General features: G+C 53.5%; 11 protein-coding genes. 7 read left to right on the forward strand and 4 right to left on the reverse strand.

Annotation, left to right across the window (positions count from 1 at the left end; translation table 11 throughout):
- The first annotated feature begins 15 nt into the window (after positions 1-15).
- The 5 genes from ACETPC_RS11805 to ACETPC_RS11825 all read left to right on the forward strand — a co-directional run bounded on the left by ACETPC_RS11805 (position 16) and on the right by ACETPC_RS11825 (position 5,900).
- Positions 16-2,238 (forward strand): TonB-dependent receptor, encoded by a 2,223-nt coding sequence (locus ACETPC_RS11805; RefSeq protein WP_380181573.1) that lies wholly within the window; start codon positions 16-18, stop codon positions 2,236-2,238.
- Positions 2,239-2,556: 318 nt separating this feature from the next.
- On the forward strand, positions 2,557-3,312 hold the full coding sequence (locus tag ACETPC_RS11810) for a YoaK family protein (protein WP_380181575.1): 756 nt from the start codon (positions 2,557-2,559) through the stop codon (positions 3,310-3,312).
- A 382-nt stretch (positions 3,313-3,694) separates the two neighbouring features.
- Positions 3,695-3,913 (forward strand): hypothetical protein, encoded by a 219-nt coding sequence (locus ACETPC_RS11815; protein ID WP_380181769.1) that lies wholly within the window; start codon positions 3,695-3,697, stop codon positions 3,911-3,913.
- A gap of 36 nt (positions 3,914-3,949) precedes the next feature.
- A complete protein-coding gene (locus tag ACETPC_RS11820; RefSeq protein ID WP_380181577.1) occupies positions 3,950-4,141 on the forward strand; it encodes a hypothetical protein in 192 nt (63 codons plus the stop codon).
- Between the two features lie 340 nt (positions 4,142-4,481).
- A complete protein-coding gene (locus tag ACETPC_RS11825; RefSeq protein WP_380181757.1) occupies positions 4,482-5,900 on the forward strand; it encodes a phospholipase D family protein in 1,419 nt (472 codons plus the stop codon).
- Between the two features lie 31 nt (positions 5,901-5,931).
- Here the strand turns inward: ACETPC_RS11825 and mdoC are convergent, their stop codons facing one another.
- Positions 5,932-7,056 carry a glucans biosynthesis protein MdoC gene (gene mdoC, locus ACETPC_RS11830; protein WP_380181579.1) on the reverse strand — a complete coding sequence of 375 codons (1,125 nt, stop codon included), beginning with the start codon at positions 7,054-7,056 and terminating at the stop codon, positions 5,932-5,934.
- Positions 7,057-7,308: 252 nt separating this feature from the next.
- On the opposite strand from mdoC, the gene ACETPC_RS11835 reads away from it, so the two are divergent.
- Together ACETPC_RS11835 and mdoH are read left to right on the forward strand one after the other, a co-directional pair.
- Positions 7,309-8,865, forward strand: coding sequence for a glucan biosynthesis protein G (locus tag ACETPC_RS11835; protein ID WP_380181759.1), 1,557 nt, complete (start codon positions 7,309-7,311; stop codon positions 8,863-8,865).
- Positions 8,858-11,407: a glucans biosynthesis glucosyltransferase MdoH gene (gene mdoH / locus ACETPC_RS11840; protein WP_380181580.1), complete on the forward strand. Its 2,550-nt coding sequence runs from the start codon at positions 8,858-8,860 to the stop codon at positions 11,405-11,407. Before ACETPC_RS11835 ends, mdoH begins: the two co-directional genes overlap by 8 nt.
- Before the next feature lie 271 nt (positions 11,408-11,678).
- Here mdoH and ACETPC_RS11845 read toward each other — a convergent pair whose 3' ends face one another.
- The 3 genes from ACETPC_RS11845 to ACETPC_RS11855 form a co-directional block, all read right to left on the reverse strand.
- Positions 11,679-12,185 (reverse strand): ferritin-like domain-containing protein, encoded by a 507-nt coding sequence (locus tag ACETPC_RS11845; RefSeq protein WP_380181582.1) that lies wholly within the window; start codon positions 12,183-12,185, stop codon positions 11,679-11,681.
- 36 nt (positions 12,186-12,221) lie between these two features.
- The gene (locus ACETPC_RS11850; RefSeq protein ID WP_380181584.1) at positions 12,222-12,695 is read right to left on the reverse strand and encodes a ferritin-like domain-containing protein; all 474 of its coding nucleotides are present in this window, start codon (positions 12,693-12,695) and stop codon (positions 12,222-12,224) included.
- Between the two features lie 333 nt (positions 12,696-13,028).
- Entirely contained in the window at positions 13,029-14,222 is a 1,194-nt protein-coding gene (locus ACETPC_RS11855) for a zinc-dependent alcohol dehydrogenase (RefSeq protein WP_380181586.1), read from the reverse strand.
- Positions 14,223-14,347 lie beyond the last annotated feature (125 nt).

A 14,347-nucleotide genomic window follows, 5' to 3' on the forward strand; every position in this document is an offset into this window, starting at 1 on the left:
TATCAGGGAACTGCAATGGCTCACGCTTGCTTATTTACCCGCCGCTTCAGTGTTAGCGTACTGGCGGCGCTGATCGCTTCCGCTACTGCGACGGCGGCAGAAGTCTCAACTTCATCGGCAAAAACCACCGCCGCCAGCGCTTCGGCAGCTCAGGACAACGACAAAACCATGACGGTGGTCGCCACGCCTGACGAAAATTTCAAACCGGGCGGCGACCAGCTGGTGCCTGCCTATCTGGATGGTCAGGTTGCCAACGGCGGCCGTTTGGGGATGCTTGGTGAACAGGACGCGCACAGCGTGCCTTTTAATGTTATCGGCTATACCAGCAAAATGATTCAGGATCAGCAGGCGCAAACGCTGAAGGATGTAGTCGCCAACGACGCTTCGGTGCAGAACGTCCAGGGCTACGGCAACTTCGCTGAAACCTACCGCATCCGCGGGTTCGATCTGGACGGCGACGATATGACCTTCGGTGGTTTGCCGGGCGTTATGCCGCGCCAGGTAGTTTCTACCCAGATGGTCGATCGTGTAGAAGTCTTTAAAGGATCGAACGCCCTGATTAATGGCTCTGCCACCAGCGGCGTCGGCGGCATGATCAACCTTGAGCCGAAGCACGCAGAGGATACGCCGCTGACTCGCCTGGGCGTGGATTATACCTCCTCTTCGCAGGTTGGTACTTCGCTGGATGCAGGACGCCGCTTTGGCGATAACAATCAGTGGGGCGTACGCGCTAACGTGCTGCACCGCGAAGGCGAATCGGCAGTTGATAACGAAAAGCGCCGTACCACGCTGGCTTCGCTGGGGCTGGACTATCGCGGCGATCGGTTGCGCACCTCGCTGGATCTGGGCTATCAAAAACAGGAATTTCACGGCGGTCGCCTTGGCGTCAATATCAGCAACGTCGATTTTATTCCGGCCGTACCCCGCGCAACCAGCAACTACAGTCAGAACTGGGTTTACAGCAACCTGGAAAGCGAGTTTGGCATGGCGCGTGCAGAGTATGATCTGACCTCAAACTGGACGGCTTACGGCGCTATTGGCGGTCAGCACTCGCATGAGATGGGCGCCTACGGCACGCCGAAGCTAACCAGCCAGGACGGCTCGGCGACAATTGGCCGCATGGACACCAACAAATATGTTGATGCCTTCAGCGGGATGGGCGGCATTCGCGGTAAATTTAATACCGGTTCCGTTAGCCATAATGTAAATGTTGGCTATTCCGCGCTAAGCAAACGCGAGAAAACTGCCTACGCAATGGCGCTGACGCCGAACGCGACCAATATTTACCATACCTCCGCAGTAGAAGAGCCAGCCAACAACTATTTTGGCGGCGATCTTGACGATCCTCGTCCGACCAGCCGGATCAGAACGCAGGGAGTACTGCTGGCCGATACGCTTGGCTTCCTGGATGATAAAGTGTTGCTGACGGCGGGCGTGCGTCATCAAAAGGTCGTGGTGCGTAACTACGCTTACGGTACAGCGGCAGAAGACACAGATTCACGCTTTACTAAATCCCGCTGGACGCCTGGTTACGGGCTGGTAGTGAAGCCGTGGGAAGCAGTTTCGTTTTACGCCAACCATATCGAAGCGCTGCAGCCGGGCGATTCGGCACCCAGCTATGCAAAAAATGCAGGCACGGTCAGCGGCATTTCGCTTTCCAAACAGAACGAAGTGGGCATCAAGCTCGACAGCGGCCGGGTTGGTGGCTCGCTGGCGCTATTTGAAATCAAAAAGCCGACCGGGATCGTCAATCAGCAGACGGAGATGTTTGGCCTCAACGGTGAACAGCGTAACCGCGGCGTGGAGCTGAATGTGTTTGGCGAGCCGGTATACGGTATGCGTCTGAACGGCAGTGCTACCTGGCTGGATCCAAAAATGACCAAAACGGAAGAGGGCACTTATGACGGCAAAAACGCTGTCGGCGTGGCGAACTTCTATACGGTGCTGAGCGCGGAGTACGATATCAAGCCGGTAGAAGGCCTGACGGCGTTGGCACGCGTAACGCATTCCGGTTCACAGTATGCAGACGAGGCCAATAGCAAAAAATTGGCCAGCTACACTACGCTGGATTTAGGCATGCGCTACCGCATGAAGATTCAGCAGGATGATGTTACCTGGCGTCTGGGCGTGGAAAACGTTACCAATAAAAAATACTGGTCGGGTGTGGAAAGCAACGGTACCTATATCTACCAGGGAAATCCGCGCCAGCTGAAGCTCTCAATGGCCTGGGATTTCTGATTTTTTCCAGCTAATCTGGCGGGATAATCGTCATGGCAACAGACGATTATCCCGCCTGCCACCGCTTTATCCCCTTGATTTCTCTCCGTCTCAATTTTCCGGATTAATCTGTAATCGCTTGTTCTCGCTGGATATATTAAGAAACATTACCCAAGCTTTACATTTGTATAACAAAGGTAAGTTAAGCTTTAGACAGGCTGATTCATCAACAGGCTTACCGGTTCTTTTTAGCACCGGATAAAATTACAGCGTCCGTTATTTTACTGCCAGGACCCTACGTCGTCTCTTTTCCTTCCACACAACTCAATGGTGATTACTGTGCTGATAAAGAAAAAGAAGGTCAGGTCCCACACGGAAGATCGCTGCCTGGCGCTGGTCTTAGCCACTACCGCAGGAATTCTTAACGCCATGGCGCTGGGGGCGTTCGGCTTCTTCCCCTCTCATATGACGGGAAACACCTCGCAAATTTCATCCGAAGTTTTTAGCGCCGATACGCAGGGACTGATATTCCTCGCGGTACTGATTGCCGCTTTTGTCGTGGGTTCGGTTTGCGCCAGGTTTATGGTACTGGCGGGACTAAAGAAAAAGCTAAGAACTATCTTTTGCCTGATCATCCTGGTAGAAAGTATTGCGCTCTGTTTGATCTCCATTTTTGAACTGGCTTTCTACTCGCCGGGCAATAACAAGGAAATTTCAGTGCTGCTGGGTTTCCTGATGGGCATTCATAATTCTACTTCAACCCAGCTTTCCAACGGGCGTGTGCGAGCGACGCATATTACCGGGACGTTAACGGATGCCGGGATAGCCTTAGGCTCGTTTGTCTCTTCTTTTATCAGCCATGTGCCCTACAGCGAGCGCCGGTTTCAGCAAAAGCAACTGTATACTCATCTGACTACCGTCTTCTCGTTTTTAAGCGGCTGTATCGCCGGACTGCTGCTTTTCAGAGCCGCAGGTTTTATCGCCATGCTGGGACTGGGCATTTTTCTGGCGGTGGTAGCGCTTTTAACCATCGTCGTCACGCTCTACAGGGCTAAAAAAAATCTGTATGGCTTAAATAAAATTCGACTTTCATAGTCTTTATTTATCCCCAGACCGGAAAGGATGCCGGTTAGCCGACACCTCGTTTACAACCAAAGAAGATATATTATCTACCTCTTGTTATTTAATTTTCTTTGCAAATAAACCTGATTAATACTGGAATCGAACTGATTTGTTTCAGAACGAACTGGCTTAACAAAGCGGCAAACCCGGATCTTTTTCAAAGTTATGGATGTGCTTAATTATTACTGTAAAAAATATTGTTGAAAAATAGACGGTAGTAGCATTAATAATGTCTTTGTTCGGTCGCTTGCGCCCGCGTTTTCATTCTGGCGCTATGCTATAATTCTTTTTTTTTATGCGCGGCAGAACGACGAAACCTGAAGGAACCAGCGACGCTAAGGCATAAATCTTATTTATGCACTGCCTTTACAGCACGAAAACGCTTTGCTGTATCGCCCCGATTGGGCCGCAAAGCCTGCCGACAGTGATGACTATGACCGACCCAACTCAGAACCGTCCGACCAGCGAGCCACGCCACCGGCTCGACGATGCCCATTTCGCCATAGTGGTGCTTGCAGTCGCTTCCTTTACGCTGATAATCTTTGTGCTGATGGTTACATTGTTAATAACCTGATGTAACTGTATGTTGCCATAATGGAGGGAGAAGAGCATGGAAACTCGGGAAGATCGTCTGCTGGCGCTGACGGGCCTACTGGCTGCCGGGCTGATTGCCGTGGCGGTTATTTTTGTGCTGACCTGGCTTTCTGACGTGCGTCGCGCGCCGGTGCCTTATCCGCTGCAGGAGTGCGCGCCGCAGTCAGCTGTTATCCCGCTAAAAATGCCTCCGGACAGGCTTCCTTAGCCAGGCCGCACGCCTCTACTTCCGCGCCGGTTTCCGCCATCGGCCGCTGGTAGCTCGCCCCTCAACAGAAGCCGGCGCGCTATACTTGCCGCTTTTCCTCGTAGTAAAACTCTGACCCTGGGCGCTCAGCCTGGAGCAATTGGCGTTAGCGACTATGTTTATCACTACGCCGCTACCGTGCGGCTATCGGAACAGTCGTATGACAATTTTCGCTAACCCGAACAATAATAATGAGTGTTTGTCTCGTTTCTCTCCGCCCGTCTTAGCCGGACGATCAAGATAAGGAAAAACCGTGGTTGACGCTTTTGTGCCAGAAGATGAGCCGGTCGCCCGTGCGCCGCTGACGGACGCCGTCTCCTCGCTGGCAGAGGAACATCCCGAGCACAGCGGCATTTATCCGCTGGAAGAGGGGCTGGATGCTTTTGCTGCCCGCTATCAGCTGATCGCCAGGGCCGGGCGCACGCTGGATATCCAGTACTATATCTGGCAGGACGATATGTCCGGCCGCCTGTTGTTCAGCGCCTTGTTAGAGGCAGCAGAGCGTGGCGTGCAGGTACGCCTGCTGCTGGACGACAATAACACTATGGGTCTGGACGGTACGCTAAGCGAACTGTGCCGCCATAAGAACATCCAGATACGGCTGTTCAATCCTTTTTCATTTCGTACGCTGCGCGCGCTGGGCTATCTCACCGACTTTGCTCGCCTGAACCGACGCATGCACAATAAAAGTTTTACCGTCGACCGAGAGGTAACAATCGTCGGCGGCCGTAATGTGGGCGATGAATATTTTGGCGCAGGCGATGAGCCGCTCTTTTCCGATCTTGATGTGCTGGCCGTCGGGCCGGTGGTCAAAGAGGTAACTAATGATTTTGAACGCTACTGGGAAAGCCGCGCGGTAGCGCCGTTCAGCAAAATAGTGGATGTGGCGGAAGAGGCAAAAAAGGCCGCCGTTGCGTTGCCCGCCGAGTGGCTGGACAATCCACAGGTGAAACGCTATCTGCAACGTATCAAGGCTTCCTCATTCGCCACAAAACTTGCGGCGGGCGAGTTGCCGCTGACCTGGGCCAGAACCCGGTTATTAAGTGACGATCCGCGTAAGGGGCTGGGGCGCGCCCGAGAGTCGACGCTGTTGCCGCAGCGTATGCTGGAGGTAATCGGCAAGCCACAGCAGCAGTTCGATATTATCTCAGCCTATTTCGTGCCTACGCGCGCGGGCGTAGCTCAGCTATTAGGCTTAGTCAGAAATGGCGTAAAGATAGCCATTCTGACCAATTCGCTGGCGGCAAACGACGTATCGGTGGTACATGCAGGCTATGCCAAGTGGCGTAAAAAACTGCTGCGGCATGGCGTAACGCTGTATGAATTGAAACCCAACAGCGGCACGCGTGATAAACCGCACGATCGCGGCCTGACAGGGAACTCCGGCTCAAGCCTGCACGCGAAAACCTTTAGCGTGGACAATGAGAAAGTTTTTATCGGCTCTTTTAACTTCGATCCGCGCTCGGCAATGCTGAACACGGAAATGGGGTTTGTGATTGAGAGCGAGCCGCTGGCGACCGGTATTCATCAGCGCTTTCTCAGTCGTATACGCGATCGCGCCTGGACACTGCGGCTGGATAAGTGGGGCAGGGTAAACTGGGTGGAATACCCGGGTGAAGGCGATAAAGAAATTGTTCACCGTCGCGAGCCGGGCACCCGTTTTATTCAGCGTTTGCTGGTGCGGCTGGTGTGGCGCCTGCCAATCGAGTGGTTGCTGTAGATCAGCCCGGCTTTGCCGGGCTGCGCAAAAACTATTTTTGCTGCGGCTTGCCGGAAAAAAGAAAGCGCAGCAGCGGAATACGCAAATGAATTTCGTAGAGCAAAAAAGCGATGCCGAAAACGAAAGCCAGGCCAGCAAAAAAGCCCAGCGTATTGCTGCCAATATGCGGCACCAGAAAAATCCCGTAGAGGATAGTCAGCGGATGGTGCACCAGATAGATAAACAGTGAGGCATTCACCAGATAGGTTACGCGCGGCGAATGGCTGTTTAACAGCCGATGCCCCAGCGAGAATACGACATTAACCATCCAAAGCCCCATCATCATCGACACCACGGCGTCAATTTCATAAAGCCAGCCTTCGCCTTTACTCCAGGTTTGGTTAGCAACGTAAGCGGCAAAAGCCAGCGCGGAGCCGATAAAAGTCCAGGGCACCGGTTTGATTAACAGTGTTTTGATCGCCTGGTGCTTCCACGCCATGGCACCGAGAATAAAGAAAGGCAGAAAAAACAGCGTCTGCATTACCACAAAATTAAACAGGCCGTTACTTAACATTTGCGGCGCGAAAATAAACAGCAGCCGGCGAATCGCTCCCCAGGCCAGGCTACATAGCAGGATCGCCAGGCTAAGACGCGTCCAGTTAAGCTCGGAATAGTCTGTTAATGGCCTGCCGTCGCGCAGCTTTTTAAACAGCCAGACGCACACCACAGTCAGCATCACCAGCACCAGCAAAAACCAAAGGTGCGAAATAAGATCCCAGCTCAGCGCATTAAATTTTTGATAAGGCGTTAGCTGGCTCCAGTTGCCGATTTTTGTGGTCCAGGCTTTAAGCATAAAAAATTGCGGCAGCGTCAGCAGCGGCACGGCTGCCAGCATGGGAATGCCGACGCGTTCCAGCCGGACTTTCAGCCATTGCGATTTGGGATAACGCAAAAACAGCATGTAGGAAAAATATCCGGAAATAACAAAGAAGACCTGCATGCGAAAAGCGTGGATAAAATCGTTAAGCAGCGTCAGCCAGTCGGAAGGATGCAGACTATTTACTGACCAGCTTTGGCTGGAATAAATCAAAGAGACGTGAAAAGGTACGCCTAAAAGCATCAGATAAGCTCTGATTGAATCAAAAAAATATTCTCGCTGTCCGGATTTTTTTGTCATATTTGTCCCATTTTCAATCTGTTACAGCATTAGCTCACCCTGAGCCACGCTAAAGCTTACCGCTTACTCTAGTTGAGAAAACGCAGGTATACTATCAGGGGAATCCGTATCCGCTAAGCAGTTGAGAACAGGGCGTTAAAAGCGATAAACCCGAGGAACAAAAATGTTGTTGAGCTGTCGGAATTGCGAATTATCCATTAAGATGGATGGGATTGATTTAAGCACACGAAAGGGGGGGATGTGCTGATTAAAATGAAAAACAAGCCAAAACTGGTGAAATTGCGTCTGATCGGCGCAACGGTTTTGCTGTCAATGTATGCCAGCTCCGGCTGGGCTTTCAGCATTGACGATGTGGCAAAACAGGCAAAAGATTTGGCCGGAAAAGGGTACGAAGCGCCTAAAAGCAATTTACCTTCCCAACTGCGCGAGATGAAATATGCTGATTACCAGCAGATCCAGTTCAATCGCGATAAAGCCTGGTGGAGCAAGCTGAAAACCCCGTTCAAGCTGGAGTTCTATCACCAGGGCATGTACTTCGACACGCCGGTGCAAATTAATGAAGTCACGGCTTCCACCGTGCACGAGATTAAATATTCGCCGGACTTCTTTAATTTCGGCAACGTTAAGCACGATCCAGAAACGGTAAAAAACCTCGGCTTTGCCGGGTTTAAAGTGCTTTATCCGCTGAACAGCAAAAACAAAAAAGACGATGAGATCACCAGCTTCCTGGGCGCCAGCTATTTCCGCGTTATTGGCGCAGGCCAGGTCTATGGTCTCTCTTCACGCGGCCTGGCGATAGATACCGCGCTGCCGTCCGGCGAAGAGTTCCCGCGCTTTAAAGAATTTTGGGTAGAGCGGCCGAAACCTTCAGATAAACATCTGGTTATTTACGCGCTGCTTGACTCCCCGCGCGCGACCGGTGCCTATCGCTTCCTGATCACGCCAGGTAAAGAGAGCACGGTCGACGTGCAGTCGAAAGTTTATCTGCGCGACAAAGTCGGCAAGCTGGGCGTGGCTCCGCTAACCAGTATGTTCCTGTTTGGCTCTAACCAGCCTTCGCCGCAGGTAAATTACCGTCCATCGCTGCATGATTCCGATGGCCTGTCGATTCATGCCGGGAACGGCGAATGGATCTGGCGTCCGCTGAACAATCCGAAGCACCTGGCGGTCAGCACCTTTACCGTAGAGAATCCAAAAGGCTTTGGCCTGCTGCAGCGCGGCCGTGATTTCTCGCAGTATCAGGATCTGGACGATCGCTACGATCTGCGCCCGAGCGGCTGGATCGAACCACGGGGCGACTGGGGCAAAGGCCGCGTCGAGCTGGTAGAGATCCCAACGGCCGATGAAACCAACGACAACGTCGTGGCTTTCTGGACGCCAGAAAATCTGCCGGATCCGGGCAAAGAGATGAACTTTAAGTATCGTCTGCACTTTACCCGCGACGAAAGTCAGCTGCATTCGCCAGAAACGGCCTTTGTCAAAGATACGCTGCGCTCGACCGGTGACGTTAAGCAATCCAACCTGGTGCGCCAGCCGGACGGCACCGTTGCCTTTATCGTGGATTTTGCGGGCCAGGAAATGAGCAAGCTGCCTGCCGAAACGCCGGTGGCGCCGCAGGTCAGCATCGGCAACAACGGCGAGCTGGTGGAAAACAGCGTGCGCTATAACCCGGTCACCAAAGGCTGGCGTCTGGTGATCCGTCTACGTGTTAAGGACAACAAACAGCCTACAGAGATGCGTGCTGCGCTGGTTAACGGCGACAAGACGCTGACCGAAACCTGGAGCTATCAGTTGCCTGCCAATGAATAAGACTAAAGCTGATTATATTGATGCGCTGCCTCTTTCCCCGACGGGGAAGGAGGCGTTACTCAACGCGCTGCCGGAACAGTCTGACGCGGCTTTCAGCCAGCTGCACCAGACGCTGGGCGAAGCACCGACGCCAGAGCGCGAAGACGATGCACCGCTCTCTTCGGTAAAATCGCGAATTGAAATGACCTGGCCGGATTCCATCGGCAAAGGCGAACAGTTCGATAAAGATGCGCTGGAACGCACTACGCTGAAAGCGATGCCGCCGCATACGCGCTCTTCCATGTATCCGGAAGCCTGGCGCACCAACCCGGTATCGCGCGCGTGGGATTCCCTGCGCGGTCGCAAATCCAAACCGCGTTACGCTAATGCTGAGGAGCAGCGAGCCGAAGAAAAGTGGCGTCACGTCGGGTCGATTCGTCGCTACATCCTGCTGATCCTGACGATTGCCCAGACCGTCATCGCTACCTGGTATATGAAAACCATTCTGCCTTACCAGGGCTGGGCGCTGATCGATCCTGTGGAGATGATCAACCAGAACTGGCAGCAGTCGCTGCTGCAAATCCTGCCGTACGTATTGCAAACGGGCATACTCTTCCTGTTCGCGGTGCTGTTCTGCTGGGTATCGGCCGGTTTCTGGACGGCGCTGATGGGCTTCCTGCAGCTGCTGATTGGCAAAGATAAGTACAGTATTTCTTATAACAGCAACGACAAAGATCCGATTAACCCGGAACACCGTACCGCGCTGATTATGCCAATCTGTAATGAAGACGTTGAGCGCGTTTTTGCCGGTTTGCGGGCAACATGGGAGTCCGTGGTCAGAACGGGTGAACAGCAGCATTTCGACGTCTACATTCTCAGCGACAGCTACAACCCGGATATCGCCATGGCCGAGCAAAAGGCATGGATGGAACTGGTACGGGATGTCGGCGGGGAAGGGCGCATCTTTTACCGCCGCCGCCGTCGCCGTGTGAAGCGCAAAAGCGGCAACATTGATGACTTCTGCCGCCGCTGGGGCAGCCAGTACAGCTATATGGTAGTGCTGGACGCGGACAGCGTAATGAGCGGCGATTGCCTGACCGGCCTGGTGCGCATGATGGAAGCGAACCCGAATGCCGGGATCATCCAGTCTTCGCCAAAAGCGTCGGGCATGGATACGCTTTATGCGCGCTGCCAGCAGTTCGCCACGCGAGTGTATGGCCCGCTGTTCACCGCTGGTCTGCACTTCTGGCAGCTGGGTGAGTCGCATTATTGGGGCCATAACGCCATTATTCGCGTTAAGCCGTTTATCGAGCATTGCGCGCTGGCACCGTTGCCGGGTGAGGGTTCCTTTGCCGGTTCCATTTTGTCGCATGACTTTGTAGAAGCCGCGCTAATGCGCCGTGCAGGCTGGGGCGTCTGGATAGCCTACGATCTGCCAGGCTCTTATGAAGAGCTGCCGCCAAACCTGCTGGATGAGCTGAAACGCGACCGTCGCTGGTGTCACGGCAACCTGATGAACTTCCGCCTGTTCCTGGTAAAAGGTATGCACCCGGTGCACCGTGCCGTGTTCCTGACCGGCGTGATGTCTTACCTTTCGGCGCCGCTGTGGTTTATGTTCCTGGCGTTGTCGACGGCGCTACAGGTGGTGCATACGCTGATGGAGCCGCAGTACTTCCTGCAGCCAAGACAGCTCTTCCCGGTCTGGCCGCAGTGGCGTCCCGAGCTGGCGATAGCGCTGTTCTCCACCACCATGGTACTGCTGTTCCTGCCGAAGCTGCTCAGTATCATTCTGATCTGGTTCAAGGGCGCGAAGCCTTACGGCGGCGTGCTGCGCGTAACCGTTTCGCTCTTCCTGGAGGTGCTGTTCTCGGTGCTGCTGGCGCCGGTACGCATGCTGTTCCACACCGTCTTCGTGGTCAGCGCCTTCCTGGGCTGGGAAGTGGTCTGGAACTCGCCGCAGCGCGATGACGATGCGACGCCGTGGAGCGAAGCGTTCAAGCGTCACGGTTCGCAGATGGCGCTTGGCATCGTTTGGGCGGCAGGGATGGGCTGGCTGGATCTTAACTTCCTGTGGTGGCTGGCACCGATCGTCTTCTCGCTGATCCTTTCGCCTTTCGTCTCGGTTTACTCAAGCCGTTCCACGACCGGCATGGCATCGAAACGCGCTAAGCTGTTCCTGATCCCGGAAGAGTTTGAGCCGCCAAGAGAGCTGATTGATACCGAGCGCTATAACGAGTTGAACCGCGAACGCGCGTTGAAAGATGGCTTTATGCACGCCCTGTTCAACCCGTCGTTTAACGCGCTGGCGAGTGCAATGGCGACCTCGCGTCACCTGAAAAGTGAGATCCTGGAGTTTGCCCGCGATCGCCGCGTTGAGCAGGCGCTGAGCGAATCACCGGCGAAGCTGGACCGCGATCGCCGCCTGGCGCTTATCAGCGATCCGGTAACGCTGTCCAGAATGCACTATCGCCTGTGGCAAAATGCGGATAAGTATCACGACTGGTTTGACTACTATCAGTCGCTGAAAATGAATCCGCTGGCTATTCAGTCAACCAAAGTGTAAGGCAGGATCGCAAGATTCCCGGCTAAGCAATAAAAAACCCGGAGAACGCTCCGGGTTTTTTGAGGTTGATGACAAAGTATGCTGGTGTCGGCTCAGGAGGGTCTGTGTCTTCCGCAAAGACGCAAAAAGCGCCTTCCGTGGCAGCTCAGTACGGGCCGTCCATGGCCCGTAATGCTTTGCTCCAGCCGCAGGCCCTCCATCGCTTCACGTTTGTCAGCAGTCTGTAGAAAACCCGGAGGACGCTCCGGGTTTTTTTATAGCTACAAAATCACTATTTTTTCGCTTCCACGCCCGGTGCGGCGGAGCGCGTTAAGAACTGTTCGGTTACATCCGGCAGGTGATTCAGCGCCCAGTCGGCCATGGCGACTTCCTGCTCACGGATTTGCGCAAAAATCCTGGCGCCTTCGGTATCGCCCACCATTTCTGCCGCCGCAATCAGCGAGGTATAGCTTGCGATCTCCAGATTTTCAAACACGTAGCTGCTGATAGCGCCTTTCACCACTTCGTCATCGGCCATCATGCCGCCCATGGCCTGGCCAAAAGCGGTCAGCTTGCCCATGGTATCTTTTAATACGGAGTGCGAAGTATCGTAGCGGTCAATTACCGACTGCACCAGCGCCTGCTGTTGGCGGGTCTCTTCAATATGTTGTTCGATACGGGCTTTCAGATCGGGATAATGCTCCAGGCGCGCGGCCTGTTTCTCCAGCATGCTTTCAGCCTGTTTTTCCATTGCATGCGCGTCTTTTACCCAGGCCAGGTAGTTCTCTTCGTGAGTCATAAAAATACCTCTTTTAACATTGCAGGCAATACAGAACTATTGCTGTTCAGCAATCACAGTAAGTTTTTCATCGGTGGCTTTTTCTTCTTTCAGCGTTTCCGCCAGCAGTCGGGCCGCTTCTTTGTAGCCCAGTTTGAGAGCCAGCGCGTGCAGCGTGCCGTAGGTAGCGATTTCATAATGCTCTACCTTCTGTGCGGCGCCGATCAGACCGGCATCGCGCACCGGGCCAGCTTCTACGGAGTCGATGATCTCCTGCGCTTCCTCGACAAGGCCTTCAAGGGCGTGGCACTTCATACGCTTAATGCGCACGCCATCGGTACTTTCCACCAGCTGGTCCAGACGTTCAATCTGGCCCTGTGTCTCTTCAAGATGCTGTTTGAAGGCCGCTACCAGCTTTTCGTCAGTAGCGGCGCGCGCCATTTTCGGCAGGGCGCGGGTAATCTGCTTTTCAGCACTATAAACATCTGATAAGTCATGAATAAATAAATCTTCCAGCGTCTTGATAGTCATATTTCGCTCCGTTTTAACAACAAGGACAAAAGCTTTCGGTGGCTCTCTTTGACGTTACAGGAATAAGGTTAGACGCATATCGGCATTTAGCGCGCGCCTGAACCGATAATTTTTCATTCAAGGACTAATCTGAGAGAGAAATCACGCCGGAATAGGCTCTTCATTTAACGGAAAGTTAACTTCCTGCGCTTCTGCCGATAAAAATAAAAAAGCTGGCAAATTATTTTTTATCAGCTAATAGCTACTGGCATTAAATAACTTTGCCGATCGAATTAAAGTAATGTAAATATGCCCGCCGCCTGTTTAATATGACGGGCATTAAGATTTCACTGTTTACAGCGTCGCCTGGGCATTTGCCATACCCGGCACCAGGATAATTTTGCGGCAATCCTCCTGCCTTTTTTCAAAAATTTCATAGCCGCGCGCGGCCTCTTCCAGCGGCATATGATGCGTAACAATTTCTTCGGGCTTGAGATGGCCCTGCTCAATCAGCTTCAGCAAATCGGGCAGGAAAGCATGGACGTGCGTCTGGCCCATTTTAAAGGTCAGCCCTTTATCAAAGGCGTCGCCAAACAGGAAGCCGTGAATAAAGCCGGCATAGACGCCGGGCACGCTGACAATACCGCCGCGCCGCACGGCGGCGATACACTGGCGAAGCGCCTTGCCGCTGCTGCCTTCCAGCTTGAGATTGCTCAACACTGTTTCGGTGAGGCTGCCTTTAGCTTCAAAGCCTACCGCATCAATAACGGCATCCACGCCGCGATGATTTTTGGTATTTTCAATAATCCACGCCGCCGGATCGTCATTTTCATCAAAGTTAATGGGGATCACGCCATAACGCTCGCGGGCAAACGCCAGGCGATAGGCGTGATGGTCAATCATAAATATTTGCTCCGCGCCCGCCAGTCTGGCGCAGGCGGCGCTCAGCAAGCCAACCGGACCAGCGCCAAATATCGCCACGCTCGATCCCTGTTTAATTTCTGCGTTTTGCACTGCCTGCCAGGCCGTAGGCAAAATATCAGAGAGAAATAAAACTTTCTCGTCCGGCAGCGTATCCGGCACTTTAAAAGGCCCGGTATTGGCTTTTGGCACCCGTACGTATTCCGCCTGGCCGCCTGGAATACCGCCATAAAGATCGCTGTAGCCGAAAAGCGCGGCGGGCGGCGTGATGCTTTTTTTGTTCAGGATAGCACCGCGACCGCTGTTAGTGGTTTCGCAGGCGGCGTACTGGTGCATATGGCAAAAAAAGCAGTCGCCGCAGGCGATAACAAAAGGAATTACCACACGATCGCCTTTCGCTACGGCGGTAACGCCGGTGCCGGTTTCCACTACTTCGCCCATAAACTCATGGCCGAAAATATCACCATGGTGGGTGCCGGGAATTTTGCCGCGATAAAGGTGCAGGTCAGATCCGCAAATAGCCGTAGCGGTGACGCGCAGGATAATATCGTCAGGCGCTTCTATTGTGGGATCGGGCATGGTATCAACGCTGACCCGGTGCGGGCCGTGGTAGGTAAGGGCTCTCATAATTTTGCTCCAGTGGTTTAGGCATCTCTCAGGAAATTTGCGCCAGTGCCCACAAAGCATAGAACATGAAAAACCACTGGAAGCTGGCGAGCGGGCAATAATCTCTCCGCAGCTGACTTAGAGCG

This window comes from Pantoea sp. sgz302252 (assembly GCF_042610525.1).
Taxonomy (GTDB): domain Bacteria; phylum Pseudomonadota; class Gammaproteobacteria; order Enterobacterales; family Enterobacteriaceae; genus Erwinia.

Excerpts from the sequence above, each read along its gene's own strand:
- ACETPC_RS11850 (WP_380181584.1), bottom strand. The coding sequence starts at position 12,695 with ATGACTATCAAGACGCTGGAAGATTTATTTATTCATGACTTATCAGAT.
- mdoC (WP_380181579.1), bottom strand. The coding sequence starts at position 7,056 with ATGACAAAAAAATCCGGACAGCGAGAATATTTTTTTGATTCAATCAGA.
- ACETPC_RS11845 (WP_380181582.1), bottom strand. The coding sequence starts at position 12,185 with ATGACTCACGAAGAGAACTACCTGGCCTGGGTAAAAGACGCGCATGCA.
- ACETPC_RS11820 (WP_380181577.1), top strand. The coding sequence starts at position 3,950 with ATGGAAACTCGGGAAGATCGTCTGCTGGCGCTGACGGGCCTACTGGCT.
- ACETPC_RS11815 (WP_380181769.1), top strand. The coding sequence starts at position 3,695 with ATGCACTGCCTTTACAGCACGAAAACGCTTTGCTGTATCGCCCCGATT.
- ACETPC_RS11805 (WP_380181573.1), top strand. The coding sequence starts at position 16 with ATGGCTCACGCTTGCTTATTTACCCGCCGCTTCAGTGTTAGCGTACTG.
- mdoH (WP_380181580.1), top strand. The coding sequence starts at position 8,858 with ATGAATAAGACTAAAGCTGATTATATTGATGCGCTGCCTCTTTCCCCG.
- ACETPC_RS11855 (WP_380181586.1), bottom strand. The coding sequence starts at position 14,222 with ATGAGAGCCCTTACCTACCACGGCCCGCACCGGGTCAGCGTTGATACC.
- ACETPC_RS11835 (WP_380181759.1), top strand. The coding sequence starts at position 7,309 with ATGAAAAACAAGCCAAAACTGGTGAAATTGCGTCTGATCGGCGCAACG.